The following is a 19737-nucleotide window of genomic DNA, read 5'->3' on the forward strand; positions in this document are numbered from 1 at the left end:
CATCGCCGCGGTGTGACCGACATACCGCGGCGCTTGCATCGCAGGCAAGCCAGCTCCCACAGGACGTGTGTGCCTCCAGTGGTTTCCCCTTAACCAAGGACTCTTATGTCGCGTCGTATCTCCCCCGTCATACCCGGCTTCGGGCTGACGCTGGGCTACACCGTGGTGTACCTCAGCCTGATCGTACTCATCCCGCTCGCGGCGATGTTTGTACACGCCGCTCAACTTACCTGGGATCAGTTCTGGAACATCATCTCCGCACCGCGCGTGCTGGCTGCGTTGCAACTGAGCTTCAGCACCGCGCTGTACGCCGCGCTGATCAACGGCGTAATCGGTACGCTGCTGGCCTGGGTGCTGGTGCGCTACACCTTCCCCGGCCGCAAGATCATCGACGCGATGATCGACCTGCCGTTCGCCCTGCCCACCGCCGTTGCCGGTATCGCGTTGACCGCGCTGTACACGCCTAACGGCCTGGTCGGCCAGTTCGCCGCCGACCTGGGCTTCAAGATCGCCTACACGCCGCTGGGCATCACCCTGGCGCTGACCTTCGTCACGCTGCCGTTCGTGGTGCGCACGGTGCAGCCGGTACTGGCCGATATCCCCCGGGAAGTCGAAGAAGCCGCTGCCTGCCTGGGCGCCAAGCCGTTGCAGGTGTTCCGTCACATCCTGGTGCCCGCGTTGCTGCCTGCCTGGTTGACCGGTTTCGCCCTGGCGTTCGCGCGTGGTGTCGGTGAGTACGGCTCGGTGATCTTCATCGCCGGCAACATGCCGATGAAAACCGAGATCCTGCCGCTGCTGATCATGGTCAAGCTCGACCAATACGACTACCGCGGCGCCACGTCCATCGGCGTGCTGATGCTGGTGGTTTCCTTTGTCCTGCTGCTGCTGATCAACTTGTTGCAGCGGCGCATCGAACGTCCATAAGGAGGCGCGGAACATGTCCCAATCGTCTATTTCCGCCGCGTCCTCGGCCAACGCTGCCCGGCGTGGCAGCGCTGCATCGCGACGTATCCTGATCGGCCTTGGCTGGCTGGTATTTGCGCTGTTCCTGCTGTTGCCGCTGTTTATCGTGGTGACCCAGGGCTTGAAGAACGGCCTCGGCGCGTTCTTCACCGCGATCCTCGAACCCGATGCGCTATCGGCGTTGAAACTCACGGTGATCGCCGTGGTGATTTCGGTGCCGCTCAACCTGGTGTTCGGCGTCAGCGCCGCCTGGTGCGTGAGCAAGTACTCGTTCCGTGGCAAAAGCATCCTGGTGACGCTCATCGATTTGCCGTTCTCGGTGTCGCCAGTGATCGCCGGCCTGGTCTATGTGCTGATGTTCGGCGCCCAGGGCTTTTTTGGGCCGTGGCTGCAGGACCATGACATCCAGATCGTGTTCGCCTTGCCCGGTATCGTGCTGGCAACCATCTTCGTCACCGTGCCCTTCGTGGCCCGTGAACTGATCCCTCTGATGCAGGAGCAGGGCACCCAGGAGGAAGAGGCCGCGCGCCTGCTCGGTGCCAACGGCTGGCAGATGTTCTGGCACGTGACCGTGCCAAATATCAAATGGGGCCTGATCTACGGCGTGGTGCTGTGTACCGCACGGGCCATGGGTGAGTTCGGCGCGGTGTCGGTGGTGTCCGGCCACATTCGCGGCGTAACCAACACCCTGCCGCTGCACGTCGAGATTCTCTACAACGAATACAACCACGTTGCCGCGTTTGCGGTGGCGAGTCTGCTGCTGATCCTGGCGCTCTTCATCCTGCTGCTCAAGCAGTGGAGCGAGAACCGTATTAACCGCCTGCGCGCCGGTGCGGCTGAGGAATAAGTCATGTCGATCGAAGTCCGTAATGTCAGCAAGAACTTCAACGCCTTCAAGGCCCTGAACAGCATCAACCTGGACATCCAGAGTGGCGAGCTGGTGGCGTTGCTTGGCCCGTCCGGCTGCGGCAAGACCACCTTGCTGCGCATCATCGCCGGCCTGGAAACCCCGGATGACGGCAGCATCGTGTTCCACGGTGAAGACGTCTCAGGCCACGACGTGCGTGATCGCAATGTCGGCTTTGTATTCCAGCACTACGCGCTGTTCCGCCACATGACCGTGTTCGACAACGTGGCGTTCGGCCTGCGCATGAAACCGAAGAACCAGCGCCCGAACGAAAGCCAGATCGCGGTCAAGGTGCATGAGTTGTTGAACATGGTGCAGCTGGATTGGTTGTCGGATCGCTACCCGGAGCAGTTGTCCGGTGGTCAGCGCCAACGTATCGCCCTGGCCCGCGCCCTGGCGGTCGAACCCAAAGTGCTGCTGCTGGACGAACCCTTCGGCGCCCTCGACGCCAAGGTGCGTAAAGAACTGCGCCGCTGGCTGGCACGCCTGCACGAAGACATCAACCTGACGTCGGTGTTCGTGACCCACGACCAGGAAGAGGCCATGGAAGTCGCCGACCGTATCGTGGTGATGAACAAGGGCGTGATCGAGCAGATCGGTTCACCGGGTGACGTCTACGAAAACCCGGCCAGCGATTTCGTTTATCACTTCCTGGGTGATTCAAACCGCCTGCACCTGGGTGAAGACAAACACGTGCTGTTCCGTCCCCACGAAGTGTCGCTGTCACGGCATGAGCTGGAAGACCACCATGCTGCTGAAGTGCGGGATATTCGCCCGCTGGGCGCGACCACGCGTGTGACGTTGAAAGTGGAAGGCCAGAGCGAGTTGATCGAAGCTGAAGTGGTGAAAGACCACGACAGCCTGACCGGCCTGGCGCGCGGCGAGACGCTGTTCTTCAAACCCAAGGTTTGGCAAAAAGCCTGAGCCTAAAACACCGCAAAACCCTTGTGGGAGCCGGGCTTGCCCGCGATGGCGGACTTTCAGTCGACAATGATGTTGGCTGGTCCACCGTCATCGCGGGCAAGCCCGGCTCCCACAGTGGATCTTCATTAATCTTCAGACCGTGGCGCGTTTTCCTCTAACGGCCACCGGGCCCGAACGCTCCTCGATCTGTTGCTTGAGGTCATGGCGCAACCCCAGCAGAAACGCCAACTCCGCCACCACAAACAACGGCCCCACGATCAGCCCCGACACGTCATCCACAAACGCCGGCTTCTTGCCTTCGTAGTAATGCCCGACGAACTGAATCACCCAACCCACCACAAACATCCCCACACCGCTGCTGAGCCACACCAACGTGCTCTGCGCCGCCAGCACATGCCCGGCCCATACCGACAAGCCCATCAGTAGCGTCATCAACACACCCAGCGCCAGTTCCAGGCGTAGGTAAAACCACGCCGACAGCAGTGCGACGATCGCCGCTGGTGAAATCCACACCCCACCGATCGCCCATTCCGGGCGCGACAGCAGCACGGCCACCGCAACAACAATCAGTGGAATGCCGACAAAGTGGCTGGCGATATTGCGCGGGTCGCGGTGGTACGCGGCATATTGACTGAGGTGGTCGACGAGGCTTTTCATTGTTATTCCTCCTGTAGGATGTTTAATCATCTCCCGTCAGGCGGCGACTGACTGTCAACTGGGCGACAATCTCTGGAGTTCTCATGATTGCGGCAACATGGCATGCCCGATTGGCCACCGGCCAGTGGTTCAGCCACCTGCCTGTACCGCTACAGGATAGTTTGCTGGCGGCGGCTCGGCTGCGTCAGCTGACGGCGGGGCAGTACCTGTTCAGGCGCGGTGATCCGCCCTGTGGGGTGTATGCGGTATTGGAGGGGGCGGTGCGGGTCAGCGCGGTCAATGCGCAGGGCAAGGAAGCTATTCTGAGCCTGGTTGAAACGCCTTACTGGTTCGGCGAGATCTGCCTTTTCGACGGTTTGCCGCGTACCCACGACGCCTTGTCGGTTGGGCCGTGCACGCTGTTGCAGGTACCGCAATCGGCGATGCTCGAGATTCTTGACCAAAGCCCGGCGTATTGGCGCGACATGGCGTTGTTGATGAGCCAGAAGTTGCGCCTGTCGCTGATCAATATCGAACAGATGAGCCTGATGCCGGCGTCGACACGTATCGCTCACCGGCTGCTGATGATTGCCGGCGGGTACGGCGAGATAGAGCATTCCCGTCGCGTCCTGCAACTGCCCCAGGAAGATCTGGCCGCGATGCTGAGCCTGTCGCGCCAGACCACCAACAGTTTGCTCAAGGCGTTAGAGCAGCAGGAGATCATCAAGCTGAGTTACGGCGCGATTGAAGTGCTCGACCTGCCGCGCTTGCGGCAGGCCGCGGGGGCTGGCTAGGAACCGCGATACGTCGAAAAGCCGTAAGGGCTCAGCAGCAGCGGGATGTGGTAGTGCTGGTCGGCCTGCTTGACCTCGAATATCACCGGGACTTCCGGGAAAAACGTCTCGCGATTGGCTTTCTTGTAGTAGTCACCGGTCTTGAACACCACGCGATACTCGCCCGGCTTCATGGCTTGGTTGGCCGGGAACAGTTCGGCGATGCGCCCCTGCTGGTTGGTGACACCTTCGGACAGCGACTGCCAGTGATCGCCTACGTGTTGCTCCAGGGTGACGCTGACACCGGCAGACGGCAGGCCGTTTTCCAGGTTCAGCACATGCACGCTCAGCGGGTTGCCGGCCGCCAGGGCCAGGCTGCTCAAGCCGCTCAGGCTGAGGGCGGCGAGGGTCATAGTCAGGGTTTTCATCGAGGTTTCCTCAAGGGGTGATTGTCAGGCCAAGTTGATTGGCCGCCTTTACCGCGCACGCGTCGTCCTGCTCGGCACCGCCGGCACCGGCAATGCCAAGCGCGCCTACCAGTTCAGAGTCGGCGAACAGCGGCACGCCGCCCCCGAGCAACAGCAATTCGGACAAGCTGTTAAGGTTGGCGGCCTCGGGGTTGTTGCGCGCACGCTCGGCAAACAACCGAGTGGGGGTTTTAGTCGACAACGCCGTGTACGCTTTGCGTTGGCTGGCGATGCTGTTGTGTGGACCTACGCCGTCGGCCCGCAGGCTCAGCAACGGATTGCCGCCCCGGTCGAGTACGGTAAGTGCCGCCGTGCACTGCGCCAGGCTGGCGTCTGCCAGTTGGCGTGCGGTGTGCAAATCCAGGTCGGCGTGGCGTGGCAGCGGTGGTGCTGCCAGGACGCTGGCGCTGATGGCGAAGCTCAAGAAGAAGGCATTGCGGTACATGGGAACGGCTCCAGAAAGCAGGCCGCTACCTTAGCCAGCGGTCTCGGTCAAAAGCCGAACAATTCGATTACAGGTTTGTAATGAACCAAGAGGTAGGCATGCAGGTGTTGTTAGTGGAAGACCAGCCGAAATTGGCGCAAGTCATGGCCCAGGGCTTGAGTGAGGCCGGCTTCGCAGTGGAAGTCGCAGCCAATGGCATGGCAGCTCAGCGGTTTGTGGAAAGCACTGACTATGACTTGGTGATCCTGGATGTCATGTTGCCGGGTTTGAATGCCTGGAAGTTGCAGCAGGCGATTCGCAAGAAGGGCGAGACGCCGGTGTTGTTCTTGACGACCCCGGAAGGGATCGAGGACCGTCTGCGCGGGTTGGAACTGCATGAGGATGATTACTTGCTCAAGCCGTTTGAAGCCAAGGCCTTGGTGGTGCGGGTGAAGAAGTTGTTGCGGCGTGACCGTGGGCGCTGATTGATCCGGCATCTTCAATACCTGGACCACCGCCATCGCAGGCAACCAGCTCCCACATTTGGAATGCATTCCCGTGTGGGAGCGGGGCTTGCCCGCGATGGGGCCATCACGAACACCGCACATCCACCTACCGCAACCCATCCCTGAACTGCCCCGGCGTCATCCCCGTCCAGCGCTTGAACGCGCGGTTGAAACTGCTGGTATCAGCAAACCCCAGCAAATGACTGATTTCCGCCAATGAGCATTGCGGATCCCGCAAATGCAGCAACGCCAAATTCTCCCGGCACTCATTGAGCAACGCATCAAACCGGCAGCCTTCATCCGCCAGATGGCGTTGCAGGCTGCGCAGGCTCAGGTGCAGCGCCTGCGCAACCCGCTCGGCGCTGGGTTCGCCGTCGGGCAACTGCGTTTCGATCACCCGGCGGACCTTGCGCTCCCAGGTCAGCGGTTGCAGTTGGGCGAGGGTGCGCTTGAGCACGGTTTCATTGTGCTCGGCCAGTTCGGGGTTGGCGTCGTCCAGGTGGCTGTCGAAATCCTGCGCGGCGAACTCCAGGCGGTCTTCCTCAGCGCCGAAAAACACCGGCGCGCGAAACACCGTGTGCCATGGCTTGGGATCGGCCGGTTCCGGCCTTCGCAGGTACACCGCCAGCGGCGCGTATTCGCGCCCCAGGCGATTGCGACAAGTGCGCACATAGATCGCCGCAAACGCATCGATGGCCTCGAACGCTGGCGCTGGGTTTCCTGGTAGTTGCAGCAAGCGGAACCGATAGCGTTCGCCGTCGCCGCTCAGCTCCAGGCTCAAGGCATCGCTGACCACCTGGTGATACCGCACGATGCGCTCGAACACTTCCCGCAAGCTGCCACTGGCCACCAGCGCATACCCCAACGCATGAAACGTGGTGGGGCTGACGAACCGCGACACCCGCAGCCCAATCGCTGGATCGCTGCTGGCCTGCACCGCCAGCTCCCACAAGCGCGTGGTGGCCGACAGCGGGTAGCGCGCATTCGGGTCGTCCATCTGCTGTGGGTCGAGCCCGGCTTGCACGCACAGCGCGGCGCTGTCGAGGCCCAGGGCGTCGAGCTGCTTGCGCAGGGCGCGGGTCCAGCTGGCAAGGGAAGTGGGTTCGGTCATGGCGATTGGCGCTTGCGGTCAACAGGTTGGCGTCCGGGGCTAGCATCCTGATTGATCGCTTGGGGCAGGATGTGAGCACCAATAAGCAAGAGGATGGAAGCATGGACGGTACTTCTGCAAGTCCCCAGCAGATGAACGCGCAACAGCGTTCGGCGCATATCCGTGAAGTGGTGCTGGCCGAAGGCGTACGTCTGCGCCAGCAGCACCCCTGGTTGCTGCATCAGGACGCGTTGGGCGCAGGCATCCTGGCGTTTGCGCTGCTCGGCATGCTGGGCTCGGCGGCGCTCTACATCACCGGGCACATGGCCTGGTGGGTGTGCCTGCTGCTCAACGCGTTCCTGGCGTCATTGACCCACGAGCTGGAACACGACCTGATCCACAGCATGTATTTTCGCAAGCAGCGCCTGCCCCACAACCTGATGATGGGCCTGGTGTGGCTGGCGCGGCCGAGCACGATCAACCCGTGGGTGCGCCGGCAGCTGCATCTCAACCATCACAAGGTCTCCGGCACCGAGACCGATATGGAGGAGCGCGCGATCACTAACGGCGAGCCCTGGGGTTTCGCGCGGTTGCTGATGGTCGGCGATAACGTCATGTCGGCCTTCATCCGCATCCTGCGGGCCAAGACCTGGAAGCACAAACTCACGATCCTCAGGCGCTCGCTGCTGGTGTATGCACCGCTGGCATTGCTGCATTGGGGCGCGTGGTACGTGTTCCTTGGCTTTCATGCCGCCAATGGCATTGCCAGTCTGCTCGGTGCGCCCATCGAGTGGTCAGCCGGCACCGTGCAGATGATGCAGGTGATTGATATCGCTACCGTGGTGATCATCGGCCCTAACGTGCTGCGTACCTTTTGCCTGCACTTTGTCAGCTCCAACATGCACTACTACGGCGATGTGGAACTGGGCAATGTGATCCAGCAGACCCAGGTGTTGAACCCGTGGTGGATGTGGCCTCTGCAGGCGTTCTGCTTCAACTTCGGCAGCACCCACGGCATCCACCATTTTGTGGTGAAGGAACCGTTTTACATCCGCCAGATGACCGCCAAGGTGGCGCACAAAGTGATGGCTGAGATGGGCGTGCGCTTCAATGATTTCGGGACGTTTGCGCGGGCCAATCGGCTGGGTTTTCCACCGCCTGCAGGGTTTCGATCAGCGCCTTCGCGGCAGGCGACAAACGCACCCCAGCGCGGCTGATCACCCCGCAACGGTTGCTGAGGCTGTCCAACGCATGTGGCAGATTACGCCAATGCAGCACCTGTAATTGACCACTGGCGAATGCCTCGACGAAAGCCTCTTCGGCGCCCAGGCCGATGGCGTTGGATTGCTTCACGATGGTGCCCAATGCGGCCAATTGCTCAAGCTCGATGGCAGGCGCAAAGTCGACGCGCCCGCTGAGGTTGGCCAGCAGCTTGCGAATGCCGGGCGCGATCAGGGGGGTGGCCAGCGGGTAGCTGAACAGGTCGTTGGTGGAAAGGCTGTCCTTGGCGAGTAGCGGGTGCCCGGCGCGGCAGAAAAACACGCTGCGCCGAGGCGTCAGGGCCTGGGTCTGAAAGTTCGGGTCAGCCTCGAAGTGACGCACATCGGCGATAAAGAATTCGATCTCTTCACGGTTCAGGCTGCGTCCGAGTTTTTCCCAGTTATCCACCTGCAATGCAGTGCGCACCTTGGGGTAGGTGGAAACAAAGCGCGCCATCGTCTGGGGCACCAGGTTCACGGCGGCCACCGCATCGCTGCCGAAGCGCACTTCGCCGGCGTCGAGCTTGGTCATGCGCGTGACTTCATGGCTCAGCAACGCCGCGCCTTGCACCAGGCTCAATGCGTGTTGCAGCACCACCTGGCCTTCGGGGGTGGGACGCAGGTCTTTGTTCGCACGGTCCACTAGCACACAGCCGAATTCCTGCTCCAGGCCTTGGATGCTGCGGCTGAATGCTGGTTGCGTGATGCCCATGGCGTCCGCCGCGCGCACGAAACTGCGGTGCTCGTTGAGCGCGATGAAGTAGCGCAGTTGGCGAAGGTCCATGGTATGCCCGGCATCCTGTAGGGGAACCGGGATTTTAAGGGTGATGCTTATTCCGTCAATGAAGCATGTTTGTTTTATCTAGATCTTAAATGCATATCTATAGAGCGGGTGCCGTGCGGTAAGTGGCGGGGCTGAATACCCGGGTTACCACCAGCATCGCGACCGCCGTCACCGTCAGCACCACCCAGGCGCTGACAAAACTGCCGGTGAGTTCACGCAGCCAGCCGGTGAGCCACGGCGAAATCGCATTGATCAAAAAGCCCACGCCCTGCACGAACGCCGCCAGTTGCCCGGCCTGGCGCGGGTCGCGGTGGTGGTCGAGGGTCAATAACAGGCTTAGGGCAAAACACGCGCCCAGGCCGAAGCCACACAGCGCCACCCACAGATGAGGAAACTGCAACGGCGCGATCAACAGGCCGAGGTAGCCAATGGTCTGGGCCAGTAGGCTGATCCACAGCAGTGGCCGCCGATCGATCCCGCGTTGTGCCAGCACCGGCATCAACAGCGCGGCGATGACCTGAAAGATCGTCATGAAGGCCAGCAATGAACCACTGGGCAACACGTCCCAACCCAGTTGCTGATAGTAGGCCGGCAGCCACGCCACCATGCTCATGTAGCCGCAATTCACCAGGCCAAAATACAGCGCCAGCAGCCACGCACGGCGATTGCGCAGGCCCTTGAAGGCGGGGATGACATTCGCGCTTTTTGCCGCACCCAGGGGCAACCAGGCCCACAACAACAGTGCGGCCAGTGCCGGCAGCAACCACACACCGAGCCCGGCTTCCCACCGCTGAAAATGCGTGGCCACTACTGGGCTGAGCAGCGCCGCCAGCCCACCTCCGGCCATCAGCGAGGCTGAGTAAACCCCCATCGCCACCGGCACGCGGTGATGAAATTCGCGCTTGATCATCGCCGGCACCAACGCCTGGATCAACGCGACACCGGCCCCACCGAGCAATGCGGTCACCAGCAGTGTCGAGCCCTGGCCCATCAGCCAGCGGGCCAGGCACGCCAGCAGGATCATCATCAAACCCAGGGCAATGCCACGCCGCTCACCGAGTTGCGCTTCAACACGCACGCCCACCAGTGCCACCAGGCCCATGCACACCACGGGCAGGCTGGTGAGCAAGGCACTGCTCTGGAAACTCAAGCCGGTGGCCAGGCGAATCTCGCCGAGCAACGGGCTGATGGAGCTGAGGATCGGCCGCAGATTGAGGCCGAGGACCACCAACAGGCCCCAGCCGGCGAGGGATTTATTCAGGGGCATGCAGGTTTTTCCAGTGCTGGTACAGCGTAGTCATGGCCGCATCAGGCAGATGCCGGATCGGCAGGCGCTGCTCACTCACTGGCAGGCCCACCTGCTGCCCGATCGCCGCCGTGGACAGGCCAAAGGGCTCGGCCATTTCGTTGCTGGCTGCAAACACCACCCGTTCCACACCGCACAGGTACATGGCACTCAGGCACATCGGGCAGGGTTGGCCGCTGGCGTAGATGACGCAACCGTCCAGGCGCGCGCCGAGTTGCTGGCTGGCAGCGCGGATCGCCAACAATTCGGCGTGAGCGGTAGGGTCCTGGGTCAGATGGATTTCATTCACCGCTTCAACCAGCACTTCGCCGTCGCGCGTCAACACCGCGCCAAACGGTCTGCCACCTTGGGCGACGTTGGTCTGGGCAAGTTGGATCGCGCGTTGCAGGTGCTGGTGATCGTCGGTCATGGAGATCCCTCCGGGCATGATTGGAGGGTGAAGTATGGTGAGTCGTCAGGGTATTCTGAAATTAAATATAACCATGCCAAGCAGTGGCAAATGGAATGGTAAACGCCCATGTTCGATCCCGTGTTGTTGCGCAGTTTTGTCGCCGTGGTGGATTGCGGCAACTTCACCCGCGCCGCCGAGCGCCTGCACTTGACTCAGTCCACGGTCAGCCAGCAGATCCGTCGCCTGGAAGAGGCGGTGGCGTGTCAGTTGCTGGACCGTAATCAGCGCCGCGTGGTCGCTACTGCGGAAGGCGAGCGCTTGCTGGCCTATGCACGACGCATCCTCGCGTTGCATGAAGAAGCCGCCGACGTATTGATCAGCCAGCAAAGCGACGGGGTGCTGCGCCTTGGTGTGCCGGAGGACTTTGCGTCCGAACGGCTGATGCCGCTGCTGTCGGCGTTTGTGCTGGCTTTCCCTAGGGTGCGCCTGGAGGTCACCAGCGGTCTCGGTCCCGAGTTGCAGCGCCAGTACCGCAGCGGAGAGTTCGACGTCTTGCTGGTCAAGCAGATGGGCGACAGCGACGACTGCCTGGCCTCATGGCCGGAGCCCTTGTGCTGGGTGGATAGCCGTAGCACGCCGTCCCTGGGACGCGCCCCGTTGCCATTGGTGGCATTTCCCGTAGGCGGCTTGTACCGCAATGAAATGCTGCAGCACTTGGAAGTTGGCGGCTGGCGCTGGCGCATCGGGTATTCCAGTGCGAGCCTGGCGAGCGTGTGTGCGGCGGTGGCGGCGGGGTTGGGCATCAGTTTGTTGCCCCGTCGAGTCGTACAGCCAGGGCACAGCGTATTGGGTCCGGACAGCGGCTTGCCCAGGGTGGAAGGTGTGCGGCTGGCACTGTACGGCCGCAGTGGCTTGGGTGCGGCTGGGCAAAGCCTGCAACGCCAATTGCTTGATTTGTGTGCGAACAGCCCTGTCTAAGCGATGCCTTTTATGAATATTTTTTATGCCTGAAAGGCATTCAAAAACCACGCCTATGCGCCAGCCCGCGCAGGACGGGGCTTTGCCGTTTCTGCATGTTTCATTTATTCAATTTAGATCTATCTATAACTTTAAAGATTACTTTAAGAGATAAGCGTCTGGCCCCGATGATTCAGCCCTCGACGGCCTCCCATGCAGGCCTGTCGGTTTTTTTGTGTCAAAAACCGTAGGGAGTGAATCAATGGGCAATGTCCAGACCGCCGCCAGTGCACACGAGGCGCAATGGCGCCAGGCACCGGGTGGTGAGTTGGTCGACCTTGGCCGGCCGCACCGCGCGCCGTTGGGGCAGCTGCGCACGCAGAAAACGCCTAAGCGTTTCTCCAGCCGTCGCGAAGGGATCCTGCTGGGTTTGCTGGTGCTGGCCCTGCACGGTGCGGTGATTTACTGGGTGAGCCAGAAGCCGACGCCGGTGCTGCCGATTGTGCCACCGGAAATTCCGCCGATGACCATCGAATTTTCCCAGCCGGCGCCCCCTGTGGTGGAGCCGCCTCCGCCCGTGCCGCCACCGCCACCGCCGCCTGTGGTCGAGCCGCCGCCGCCGGTGGTGGATGAATTGGCTGCCAAACCGGCGCCGCCAAAACCGATTCCCAAACCCAAGCCCAAGCCGGTTCCAAAGCCTGAGCCCAAGCCCGCGCCGAAACCTGTCGAGCAGCCGCCTGCGCCACCGACACCGGCACCGCCTGCGCCTCCAGCACCACCGGCGCCGGCCCCGGTAACACCCGCTTCGGCCAACGCGGCGTACCTGAAGAACCCGGCACCGGAATACCCGTCACTGGCTCAACGACGTGGCTGGGAAGGCACGGTGTTGCTAAGGGTGCATGTCCTGGCCAGTGGCAAGCCGGGCGAAATCCAGGTCCAGAAAAGCAGCGGTCGCCAGCAACTCGACGACGCCGCGTTGTCAGCGGTGAAGCGTTGGAGCTTCGTACCGGCCAAGCAGGGCGATGTGGCCCAGGACGGCTGGGTCAGCGTACCGATCGATTTCAAGATTCACTAACTATTCGGCTGCGGTGTGTTGAACACGCCGCGACCTGCACAGAGGGAAAACATCATGGCATTAGCATCTCCACTTGAATCCATCGAAAGCGCGGTGATCTGGCTGCTGGTGGTCTTTTCGGTCGCCACCTGGGGCCTGGCCCTGCTCAAGGGCGTGCAGTTCGGTCGCCTCAAGGCGCAGGATCGCAAGTTCCACAAACAGTTCTGGGCGGCGTCGAGTCTCGACTCGGCCGCCGAACTGGCCGAAACCCAGCCGGGCGCCGCTGCCCGCGTGGCCCAGGCCGGTTATGCCGCGATCCAGGTGGGCGAAACCCCGCACGCGGCGGACCTGAGCCAGGCGATCAACCACCAGGACCGCCTCGAACGCGCCCTGCGTCAGCAGATCGTGCGTGAGCGCCGCTCCCTGGAAACCGGCCTGGCCGTGGTTGCCAGTATCGGCAGCACCTCGCCGTTCATCGGTCTGTTCGGCACCGTGTGGGGCATCATGGAAGCCCTCAAGGGCATCAGCGCCGCCGGTTCCGCCAGCCTCGAAACCGTGGCCGGCCCGATCGGTGCGGCACTGGTAGCCACCGGCGTGGGTATCGCCGTCGCGGTGCCTGCGGTGCTGGTCTACAACTATTTCCTGCGTCGCCTGAAGCTGACGGCTGCGGACCTGGACGACTTTGCCCACGACTTCTACAGCCTGGCGCAGAAAAATTCCTTCCGTGTGCTGCTGCACCCGACCCTGAACAAAACCACTGCCAGTAACCCGCAAAAAGTGAAGGAGGCGTCCTGAGATGGCCTTTTCCACGCAAGACAGCGATGAGGTACTGAGCGAGATCAACGTCACGCCGCTGGTGGACGTGATGCTGGTGCTGCTGGTGGTGTTTATCGTCACCGCGCCGCTGCTGACCAACGCGATCCCGATCAACTTGCCCAAGACTGAGGCGGTCGCGCCGGTGGAGCAGAAAGACCCGCTGGTGGTGAGCATCGACGGCGCCGGCAAACTGTTTATCAACAAGGACGAAATCCAGCCGGACCTGCTGGAGTTCAACCTGCAGGCGGCCAAGGCCAAGGACCCCGATGTGCGGGTGCAACTGCAGGCTGACGATGGCGTGAACTACGGCGAAGTGGCGCGAGCCATGGCGTCTATCGAACGGGCAGGGATTACCAAGCTGTCGGTGATTACCGCTCGTTAAGTTACACAAGCCTCGACAATTTTTTGGCCGTCTCCTTGGCAGGGTGCGGCCTTTTTTTTTGTGTAAAACCCATATGCATTTTTGGTTATTAATAAATAGCTTCTTATTCCTTAACGAATATAACACCCGTCCCTATACTGTTCAGCAACGTTAAACGCTGCAGGAGGGCACACCCATGCACAGCGAGTCGATTCGTTATCTGATCGTGCCGGGCTGGCAAGGATCGCCAGAAGATCATTGGCAAAGTCACTGGCAGAACAGCCTGCCCAATAGCGCCCGCGTGGAGCAGGCCGACTGGCTGACCCCGCGTCGCGAAGACTGGGTCGCCGCGCTGGCCGAGGCCATTGCGGCCGACAGCACGCCAGTGATTCTGATCGCCCATAGCCTGGGCTGCATCACCGTGGCGCACTGGGCGGCCACTGCGCCGGTGCAGTTTCTGCGTCAGGTACGCGGCGCCTTGCTGGTGGCGCCGGCCGATGTCGAGCGTCCTGCTTGCTCTCCGGCATTGCGTAATTTCGCGCCGATCCCGACCGATCTGTTGCCGTTTCCCAGTCAGGTGGTCAGTTCCGATAACGACAGTGCCGTCAGCGCACCAAGGGCCCTGGAATTGGCCCGTAACTGGGGTGCCGAAGCGGGCATTCTCTCCGGTGCTGGCCATATCAATGTCAAGTCCGGCCACCAACGCTGGGAGCAGGGATTTGCTTACCTGTACCGCCTGCAAAGTCGCCTTGAGCATCACGCCCGGCGCACTGCCTGAACATTTTTCAACGCCCCGTCCCTTAAGTGGATTTGGGGCGGGAGCCCGCCATGAGTCTGCATGAAACCTACGGCCAGCCCTTGCTGACCTTTCCCGACGCGGAAAAAAGCCCGCTGAGTATCCGCGCCAAGGCGCTGGTGTTTGTCGATCCCCGTTCGCGCCAATTGCGCGAAGACCTCGAGAGCCTTGCGCCGCGCGCCTTGCCCGTATTGATTCGCGGCGAGACCGGCAGTGGTAAAGAGCTGCTGGCGCGGCATATCCACCGTGGCAGCGACCGCACCGGGTTGTTTGTCTCGGTCAATTGCGGTGCGATCAGCCCGACCTACGCCGATGCTGAATTGTTCGGCTACGCCGCCGGTAGCCACAGTGGCGCAGCCAGCAGCCGGGCCGGTTGGTTCGGTTCGGCGAATGGGGGCACCTTGTATCTGGATGAGATTGGCGATTTGCCGTTGCCGATCCAGGTAAAACTATTGGCCGCGCTGGAAAACCACGAAGTCACCCGTGTCGGTGCCCATCAGCCGAGCCCGGTGGATGTGCGCCTGGTCGCCGCCACCAGCATCGACCTGGCTCAGGCCGTGGCGGCCGGCAAGTTCCATGAGCGCCTGTTCCACTATCTGAGCGAAGGTCGGTTGGATTTGCCGGCGCTGCGCGAGCGGGTCGGTGACATCTTGTCCCTGGCCGAATACTTCCTGGGCATCTACAGTCAGCGCCTGGACCTGCCGGTGCCGCTGATCAGCGATGCCGCGCAGCGTGTGCTGGAACACCACAGCTGGCCGGGCAATACCCGTGAGCTGGAAAACGTCATTCACTTCGCGTTGCTGGTGAGCAGCGGCGACGAGATCCTGCCCGAGCATTTGAACCTGCCGGTCGCAGGTTCGCCGTTGGAACAGGTGCAGCGCATTTTCCAGAGTGCCAGCCCCGCCGAGCAGGAAACGCTGCGTAAATTCCTACATGAACAAAATGGAATATCAACGTGAATAAAAGATATTGTTCGGGAATAAAAAATCTAGGTATTGTCCCCTCCACGCCGCGATAGCACTTCGCTGGCACACCTCATAAAAAACGGTCGTCAGAGACGCCCCGGAATTTCGATAAGGACACTGCATGAAAAAGGTTCTGTTGTTTACCGCACTGGCGGCTGCCCTGACTGCAAGCTTCGCCCAGGCCAACGAGAAACTGGTGGTGGCCGCCACCCCGATCCCGCACGCCGAGATCCTCGAACTGGTCAAGCCTACCCTCGCCAAAGAAGGCGTGGACCTGGAAATCAAAGTCTTCACCGACTACGTACAGCCCAACGTACAGGTTGCCGAGAAACGCCTGGACGCCAACTACTTCCAGACCCTGCCGTACCTGGAAAACTTCAACAAGGGCAAGGGTACCAACCTGGTGACTGTGGTCGGCGTGCACGTTGAACCCTTCGGCGGCTACTCGAAAAAGATCAAGAAAATTGAAGATCTGAAAGATGGCGCCACCGTGGCCATCCCGAACGAAGGCTCCAACAGCGGCCGCGCCCTGTTGCTGCTGCAGAAAGCTGGTGTGATCACCCTGAAAGACCCGACCAACGCCCTGGCCACGCCAAAAGACATCAAGGACAACCCCAAGCACCTGAAATTCAAGGAGCTGGAATCGGCCCTGCTGCCACGCGTGCTGGACCAGGTTGACCTGGACCTGATCAACACCAACTACGCCCTGGAAGCTGGCCTGAACCCAGCCAAGGACGCGCTGATCATCGAAGACGCCAAGTCGCCATACGTGAACTTCTTGGTGGCTCGTCCGGACAACAAGGACAGCGATGCTATCCAGAAACTGTCCAAGGCCCTGACCAGCCCGGAAGTCAAAGCGTTCATCGAGAAGAAGTACAACGGCGCGGTAGTGCCTGCGTTCTGATGTAACCCAAACCCCCTTCAAGGTTTGAACGCCGACGGCTGTTACAGCGTCGGCGTTTTTTTATGCTCGGCATTGGAATGCGGTTAAAACTGTGGGAGCTGGCTTGCCTGCGATGGCGGTTTGTCAGCTAATGGCGTGCTGGCTGATCCACCGCTATCGCAGGCAAGCCAGCTCCCACCTTTGTCGGCGGTGTATTTTAGAGAGCGCGGCTGTTGATTGCCCGCCGCAGCGCCACCAACCATTTCACCAGCTCCTGCGGATCCATCGGTTTCACTTCCTGCATGGTTCGATCCCTCGAATCTCAGACCCTCCAACCATAGCTGTCGCCCGTCAAACCCGCGAATCCGGGGGTTATCTTTTTGGGTGATATCAATATGCTATTTAGGTATTTAAATTTTCTTTTTTATACCTTTAAAGTTCGCGCTACCCGGCGTTACCCATGCCGGATCGGATTGCGCTCGCTGCATTACCCTTGCGGCGTCATGGACTGGAAATGACCTTCGATTTCGCTTTTATCCTCAGCACGCTCCCGGCGTTTCTGAAAGCCGTGGGCGTGACGCTGCAAGTCGGCCTGATCGCCATTGCCACCTCGTTACTGGTGGCGCTGATCAACGCGGCGCTGCTGGTGTTTCGCACGCCGTACCTGTCGCGCCTGGTGGCGCTCTATGTGGAGCTGGCGCGCAACACGCCGCTGTTGATCCAGCTGTTCTTCGTGTACTTCGCGCTGCCGGCCCTGGGTTTCAATATCTCCGGGTTCTGGGCGGCGATCATCACCATGACCTTCCTTGGCGGCGCCTACCTCACCGAAGTGTTGCGTGCGGGCGTGGAGGCCGTGCCGCTGGCGCAGATCGAGTCGGGCAAGTCCATCGGCCTGTCCGACTGGCAACTGCTGCGCCATGTGATCCTGCCTCAGGCCGGTATCCTCAGCCTGCCGGCGTTGTTCGCCAATTTCATCTTCCTGCTCAAGGAGACCACCGTGGTTTCCGCCGTGGCGGTGCCGGAGATTCTCTACACCACCAAGAGCTACATCGCCCTCTACTACAAGACCTACGAAATGCTCGCCGTGCTGACGTTAATCTGCGTGTTGCTGTTCTTGCCGCTGTCGCTGTTGCTCAGCCGCCTGGAAAGGAGGCTCCAGCATGGCCAGTTCGGGTCTTGAGTTGCTGTGGGTGTCGTTGCCGCAACTGGGCAAGGGCGCTGCGCAAACCCTGTCGATCTCGTTCTTGAGCATCGCGTTCAGCACCATCGGCGGCGTATTGTATGGCGTGCTGCGCACGTTGAACAACCGGTTGATCAACGCGGTGCTGCGGGTGTACCTGGAGCTGTTCCGCGCGATCCCGGTGTTGGTGTGGTTGTACCTGCTGTTTTTCGGGTTGCCGATTTTCTTCGGCCTGAGCATTCCGAGTTTCTGGTGTGCAGTGCTGGTGCTGTCACTGTGGGGCGCCAGCGAGGTGGGCGAAGTGGTGCGCGGTGCCTTGCATTCGCTGCCACGCGGGCAACGTGAAGCGGGGTTGTCGATTGGTCTCTCGGACCCGCAGCTCTACGGTTACGTGCTGCTGCCCCAAGCCCTGAAACGCATGACGCCGCCGACCATCAACGTCTACACACGCATCATCAAGACCAGCTCCCTGGCGGTGCTGATCGGCGTGGTAGACGTGATCAAGGTCGGCCAGCAAATCATCGAACGCACCTATGAGTCTGTATTGATCTACGGCGTGCTGTTCCTGTTTTTCTTCTTTATCTGCTACCCGTTGTCGGCCGCCTCCAAGGTGCTGGAACGGCGCTGGGCCCAAGCATGAGTGCATTGATCGAGTTCCAGGGTTTCAACAAATTCTTCGGCGAGGCGCAGGTGCTCAAGGGCATCGACCTGAGCGTGCAAAGCGGCGAAGTGCTAGTGATCCTTGGCCCCAGCGGCTGCGGCAAAAGCACCTTGCTGCGTTGCCTCAACGGCCTGGAAGTGGCGCATAGCGGCAGCCTGCGGTTTGCCGGCAAAGAACTTTTGGACATACACACCGACTGGCGCCAGGTGCGTCAGGACATCGGCATGGTGTTCCAGAGCTACCACCTGTTCCCGCACATGAGCGTGCTCGACAACATTCTGCTCGGCCCACTGAAAGTGCAAAAGCGCGACCCGCGCGAAGCCCGCGAACAGGCCGAGAAACTGTTGGAACGCGTGGGCTTGGCCGACAAGCGCGACGCCTTCCCGCGCCAGCTGTCCGGTGGCCAACAGCAACGCATCGCTATCGTCCGCTCGTTGTGCATGAACCCTCAGGTCATGCTGTTTGACGAAGTCACCGCAGCCCTCGACCCGGAAATGGTCAAGGAAGTGCTGGAAGTGATCCAGGGCCTGGCCCGCGATGGCATGACCTTGCTGATCGTTACCCACGAAATGGCTTTCGCCCGCGCCGTCGCCGACCGCGTGGTGTTCATGGAGGCCGGTCGCATCCTCGAACAAAACACCCCCGAGGCATTCTTTACGAACCCGCAAACCGCACGAGCGCAGCAGTTCCTGGAGAAGTTCTCCTTTGTTTCAACACTGCCCAAGAAAACCAAGGAACTGGAGCTGATATGAAAAAGTTACTGCTGCCACTGTTTGCCGTCGCTCTGCTGGCCGGCTGCGATAAAAAGGCCGAAGAGCCTGTAAAACCTGCCGCTGTCAGTTACATCGATAAGATCAAGGCCCGTGACAAACTGATCGTCGGAGTCTTCACCGACAAACCGCCGTTTGGTTTTGTGAACGAAGCTGGCCGTTACGTAGGCTTCGATACCGACATCGGTCGCCAATTCGCCAAAGACCTGCTGGGCGATGAAAACAAGGTCGAGTTCGTTGCCGTCGAGCCGGCCAGCCGTATTCCGTTCCTGCAAAGCGATAAGGTCGACCTGATCCTCGCCAACATGACCGTGACCCCGGAACGCAAGGAAGCAGTCGACTTCACCAACCCCAACCTGAAAGTCGCGGTGCAGGCCCTGGTACCAAACGACAGCGCGGTAAAAAGCCTGGATGACCTGGCCACCCGCACCACCATCGTCACCACCGGCACCACCGCCGATATCTGGCTGACCAAGAACCACCCGGACTGGAAACTGCTCAAGTTCGAGAAAAACTCCGAGTCGTTGCAGGCGTTGTCTGCCGGCCGTGGTGATGCCTATGCTCAGGACAACCTTGTGCTGTTCAGCTGGGCCAAGCAGAACCCGGGCTACCGTGTGCTGGAAGAAAAACTCGGCGATGAAGCACCGATTGCACCAGCCGTGAAGAAGGGCAACATCGAACTGCGTGACTGGGTGAACACCGAGTTGGCGAAGTTGGGCGAGGAGAAATTTCTGCTCAAGCTGTACGACCAGTATGTGCGTAAAGAGCTGAGCGATGACACCAAGCCGGAAAGTGTGATTGTTGAAGGCGGGAAGTGGCAGGGCTGATTCAGCTATCGCCGGCAAGCCGGCTCCTAAAGGTCAC

Annotated in this window: 24 protein-coding genes; 17 read left to right on the top strand and 7 right to left on the bottom strand. The window is 60.9% G+C overall.

Annotated features, from left to right (window positions below):
- Positions 1-105 precede the first annotated feature (105 nt).
- From cysT to RB216_RS00885, 3 genes are read left to right on the top strand one after another with little or no spacing between them, the layout of a single operon-like run.
- Entirely contained in the window at positions 106-924 is an 819-nt protein-coding gene (gene cysT, locus RB216_RS00875; protein WP_010214167.1) for a sulfate ABC transporter permease subunit CysT, read from the top strand.
- Positions 925-937: 13 nt separating this feature from the next.
- Positions 938-1810 carry a sulfate ABC transporter permease subunit CysW gene (gene cysW, locus RB216_RS00880; protein ID WP_010214166.1) on the top strand — a complete coding sequence of 291 codons (873 nt, stop codon included), beginning with the start codon at positions 938-940 and terminating at the stop codon, positions 1808-1810.
- A gap of 3 nt (positions 1811-1813) precedes the next feature.
- A complete protein-coding gene (locus RB216_RS00885; RefSeq protein WP_028615256.1) occupies positions 1814-2794 on the top strand; it encodes a sulfate/molybdate ABC transporter ATP-binding protein in 981 nt (326 codons plus the stop codon).
- A 132-nt stretch (positions 2795-2926) separates the two neighbouring features.
- On the opposite strand, the gene RB216_RS00890 is transcribed toward RB216_RS00885, so the two are convergent.
- Entirely contained in the window at positions 2927-3451 is a 525-nt protein-coding gene (locus RB216_RS00890; RefSeq protein ID WP_308908198.1) for an Mpo1 family 2-hydroxy fatty acid dioxygenase, read from the bottom strand.
- Between the two features lie 83 nt (positions 3452-3534).
- Between RB216_RS00890 and RB216_RS00895 the strand changes: the two genes are divergently transcribed.
- A complete protein-coding gene (locus tag RB216_RS00895) occupies positions 3535-4224 on the top strand; it encodes a Crp/Fnr family transcriptional regulator (protein WP_071489768.1) in 690 nt (229 codons plus the stop codon).
- On the opposite strand, the gene uraH is transcribed toward RB216_RS00895, so the two are convergent.
- Together uraH and RB216_RS00905 are read right to left on the bottom strand one after the other, a co-directional pair.
- Positions 4221-4631: a hydroxyisourate hydrolase gene (gene uraH / locus RB216_RS00900; protein WP_028615259.1), complete on the bottom strand. Its 411-nt coding sequence runs from the start codon at positions 4629-4631 to the stop codon at positions 4221-4223. The two genes, RB216_RS00895 and uraH, sit on opposite strands and share 4 nt — an antisense overlap.
- 10 nt (positions 4632-4641) lie before the next feature.
- Positions 4642-5115: a GlcG/HbpS family heme-binding protein gene (locus tag RB216_RS00905; RefSeq protein ID WP_308908199.1), complete on the bottom strand. Its 474-nt coding sequence runs from the start codon at positions 5113-5115 to the stop codon at positions 4642-4644.
- Positions 5116-5213: 98 nt separating this feature from the next.
- On the opposite strand from RB216_RS00905, the gene RB216_RS00910 reads away from it, so the two are divergent.
- The gene (locus RB216_RS00910; protein ID WP_028615261.1) at positions 5214-5579 is read left to right on the top strand and encodes a response regulator; all 366 of its coding nucleotides are present in this window, start codon (positions 5214-5216) and stop codon (positions 5577-5579) included.
- A 127-nt stretch (positions 5580-5706) separates the two neighbouring features.
- Here RB216_RS00910 and RB216_RS00915 read toward each other — a convergent pair whose 3' ends face one another.
- A complete protein-coding gene (locus RB216_RS00915) occupies positions 5707-6711 on the bottom strand; it encodes an AraC family transcriptional regulator (RefSeq protein WP_308908200.1) in 1005 nt (334 codons plus the stop codon).
- 101 nt (positions 6712-6812) lie between these two features.
- Here RB216_RS00915 and RB216_RS00920 point away from each other — a divergent pair, with 101 nt between their 5' ends.
- Positions 6813-7907: a fatty acid desaturase gene (locus RB216_RS00920; protein ID WP_308908201.1), complete on the top strand. Its 1095-nt coding sequence runs from the start codon at positions 6813-6815 to the stop codon at positions 7905-7907.
- On the opposite strand, the gene RB216_RS00925 is transcribed toward RB216_RS00920, so the two are convergent.
- The 3 genes from RB216_RS00925 to RB216_RS00935 all read right to left on the bottom strand — a co-directional run bounded on the left by RB216_RS00925 (position 7798) and on the right by RB216_RS00935 (position 10448).
- A complete protein-coding gene (locus RB216_RS00925; protein WP_308908202.1) occupies positions 7798-8733 on the bottom strand; it encodes a LysR family transcriptional regulator in 936 nt (311 codons plus the stop codon). The two genes, RB216_RS00920 and RB216_RS00925, sit on opposite strands and share 110 nt — an antisense overlap.
- A gap of 97 nt (positions 8734-8830) precedes the next feature.
- Positions 8831-10000, bottom strand: coding sequence for a CynX/NimT family MFS transporter (locus tag RB216_RS00930; RefSeq protein WP_308908203.1), 1170 nt, complete (start codon positions 9998-10000; stop codon positions 8831-8833).
- The gene (locus tag RB216_RS00935) at positions 9987-10448 is read right to left on the bottom strand and encodes a nucleoside deaminase (protein ID WP_305383377.1); all 462 of its coding nucleotides are present in this window, start codon (positions 10446-10448) and stop codon (positions 9987-9989) included. The genes RB216_RS00930 and RB216_RS00935 overlap by 14 nt, the downstream gene beginning before the upstream one ends.
- Before the next feature lie 108 nt (positions 10449-10556).
- Here RB216_RS00935 and RB216_RS00940 point away from each other — a divergent pair, with 108 nt between their 5' ends.
- The 11 genes from RB216_RS00940 (at position 10557) to RB216_RS00990 (ending at position 19700) form a co-directional block, all read left to right on the top strand.
- A complete protein-coding gene (locus RB216_RS00940; protein WP_028615268.1) occupies positions 10557-11408 on the top strand; it encodes a LysR family transcriptional regulator in 852 nt (283 codons plus the stop codon).
- Positions 11409-11649: 241 nt separating this feature from the next.
- On the top strand, positions 11650-12462 hold the full coding sequence (locus tag RB216_RS00945; protein ID WP_308908204.1) for an energy transducer TonB: 813 nt from the start codon (positions 11650-11652) through the stop codon (positions 12460-12462).
- A gap of 51 nt (positions 12463-12513) precedes the next feature.
- Positions 12514-13236, top strand: coding sequence for a MotA/TolQ/ExbB proton channel family protein (locus RB216_RS00950; RefSeq protein ID WP_099491561.1), 723 nt, complete (start codon positions 12514-12516; stop codon positions 13234-13236).
- A gap of 1 nt (position 13237) precedes the next feature.
- Entirely contained in the window at positions 13238-13639 is a 402-nt protein-coding gene (locus RB216_RS00955) for an ExbD/TolR family protein (protein ID WP_010565408.1), read from the top strand.
- 175 nt (positions 13640-13814) lie between these two features.
- Positions 13815-14396 carry an alpha/beta hydrolase gene (locus RB216_RS00960; RefSeq protein ID WP_016975008.1) on the top strand — a complete coding sequence of 194 codons (582 nt, stop codon included), beginning with the start codon at positions 13815-13817 and terminating at the stop codon, positions 14394-14396.
- A gap of 50 nt (positions 14397-14446) precedes the next feature.
- Positions 14447-15373 (top strand): sigma 54-interacting transcriptional regulator, encoded by a 927-nt coding sequence (locus RB216_RS00965; RefSeq protein ID WP_028615271.1) that lies wholly within the window; start codon positions 14447-14449, stop codon positions 15371-15373.
- A gap of 127 nt (positions 15374-15500) precedes the next feature.
- Entirely contained in the window at positions 15501-16283 is a 783-nt protein-coding gene (locus RB216_RS00970) for a MetQ/NlpA family ABC transporter substrate-binding protein (protein ID WP_122685646.1), read from the top strand.
- 493 nt (positions 16284-16776) lie between these two features.
- Entirely contained in the window at positions 16777-17442 is a 666-nt protein-coding gene (locus RB216_RS00975; RefSeq protein WP_003187615.1) for an amino acid ABC transporter permease, read from the top strand.
- A complete protein-coding gene (locus RB216_RS00980; protein WP_016975004.1) occupies positions 17423-18082 on the top strand; it encodes an amino acid ABC transporter permease in 660 nt (219 codons plus the stop codon). The genes RB216_RS00975 and RB216_RS00980 overlap by 20 nt, the downstream gene beginning before the upstream one ends.
- Entirely contained in the window at positions 18079-18855 is a 777-nt protein-coding gene (locus RB216_RS00985; RefSeq protein WP_122685648.1) for an amino acid ABC transporter ATP-binding protein, read from the top strand. The genes RB216_RS00980 and RB216_RS00985 overlap by 4 nt, the downstream gene beginning before the upstream one ends.
- A complete protein-coding gene (locus RB216_RS00990; RefSeq protein WP_068937731.1) occupies positions 18852-19700 on the top strand; it encodes a transporter substrate-binding domain-containing protein in 849 nt (282 codons plus the stop codon). Before RB216_RS00985 ends, RB216_RS00990 begins: the two co-directional genes overlap by 4 nt.
- Positions 19701-19737 lie beyond the last annotated feature (37 nt).

The sequence above is a fragment of the Pseudomonas canadensis genome, assembly GCF_030980095.1.
Taxonomy (GTDB): Bacteria; Pseudomonadota; Gammaproteobacteria; order Pseudomonadales; family Pseudomonadaceae; genus Aquipseudomonas; species Aquipseudomonas canadensis.

Coding starts and splice junctions, on each gene's coding strand:
- RB216_RS00890 (WP_308908198.1), bottom strand. CDS start 3,451: ATGAAAAGCCTCGTCGACCACCTCAGTCAATATGCCGCGTACCACCGC.
- RB216_RS00885 (WP_028615256.1), top strand. CDS start 1,814: ATGTCGATCGAAGTCCGTAATGTCAGCAAGAACTTCAACGCCTTCAAG.
- cysW (WP_010214166.1), top strand. CDS start 938: ATGTCCCAATCGTCTATTTCCGCCGCGTCCTCGGCCAACGCTGCCCGG.
- RB216_RS00975 (WP_003187615.1), top strand. CDS start 16,777: ATGACCTTCGATTTCGCTTTTATCCTCAGCACGCTCCCGGCGTTTCTG.
- RB216_RS00940 (WP_028615268.1), top strand. CDS start 10,557: ATGTTCGATCCCGTGTTGTTGCGCAGTTTTGTCGCCGTGGTGGATTGC.
- RB216_RS00905 (WP_308908199.1), bottom strand. CDS start 5,115: ATGTACCGCAATGCCTTCTTCTTGAGCTTCGCCATCAGCGCCAGCGTC.
- RB216_RS00970 (WP_122685646.1), top strand. CDS start 15,501: ATGAAAAAGGTTCTGTTGTTTACCGCACTGGCGGCTGCCCTGACTGCA.
- RB216_RS00920 (WP_308908201.1), top strand. CDS start 6,813: ATGGACGGTACTTCTGCAAGTCCCCAGCAGATGAACGCGCAACAGCGT.
- RB216_RS00985 (WP_122685648.1), top strand. CDS start 18,079: ATGAGTGCATTGATCGAGTTCCAGGGTTTCAACAAATTCTTCGGCGAG.
- RB216_RS00945 (WP_308908204.1), top strand. CDS start 11,650: ATGGGCAATGTCCAGACCGCCGCCAGTGCACACGAGGCGCAATGGCGC.
- uraH (WP_028615259.1), bottom strand. CDS start 4,631: ATGAAAACCCTGACTATGACCCTCGCCGCCCTCAGCCTGAGCGGCTTG.
- RB216_RS00895 (WP_071489768.1), top strand. CDS start 3,535: ATGATTGCGGCAACATGGCATGCCCGATTGGCCACCGGCCAGTGGTTC.
- RB216_RS00935 (WP_305383377.1), bottom strand. CDS start 10,448: ATGACCGACGATCACCAGCACCTGCAACGCGCGATCCAACTTGCCCAG.
- RB216_RS00925 (WP_308908202.1), bottom strand. CDS start 8,733: ATGGACCTTCGCCAACTGCGCTACTTCATCGCGCTCAACGAGCACCGC.
- cysT (WP_010214167.1), top strand. CDS start 106: ATGTCGCGTCGTATCTCCCCCGTCATACCCGGCTTCGGGCTGACGCTG.
- RB216_RS00960 (WP_016975008.1), top strand. CDS start 13,815: ATGCACAGCGAGTCGATTCGTTATCTGATCGTGCCGGGCTGGCAAGGA.
- RB216_RS00915 (WP_308908200.1), bottom strand. CDS start 6,711: ATGACCGAACCCACTTCCCTTGCCAGCTGGACCCGCGCCCTGCGCAAG.
- RB216_RS00910 (WP_028615261.1), top strand. CDS start 5,214: ATGCAGGTGTTGTTAGTGGAAGACCAGCCGAAATTGGCGCAAGTCATG.
- RB216_RS00955 (WP_010565408.1), top strand. CDS start 13,238: ATGGCCTTTTCCACGCAAGACAGCGATGAGGTACTGAGCGAGATCAAC.
- RB216_RS00980 (WP_016975004.1), top strand. CDS start 17,423: ATGGCCAGTTCGGGTCTTGAGTTGCTGTGGGTGTCGTTGCCGCAACTG.
- RB216_RS00990 (WP_068937731.1), top strand. CDS start 18,852: ATGAAAAAGTTACTGCTGCCACTGTTTGCCGTCGCTCTGCTGGCCGGC.
- RB216_RS00965 (WP_028615271.1), top strand. CDS start 14,447: ATGAGTCTGCATGAAACCTACGGCCAGCCCTTGCTGACCTTTCCCGAC.
- RB216_RS00930 (WP_308908203.1), bottom strand. CDS start 10,000: ATGCCCCTGAATAAATCCCTCGCCGGCTGGGGCCTGTTGGTGGTCCTC.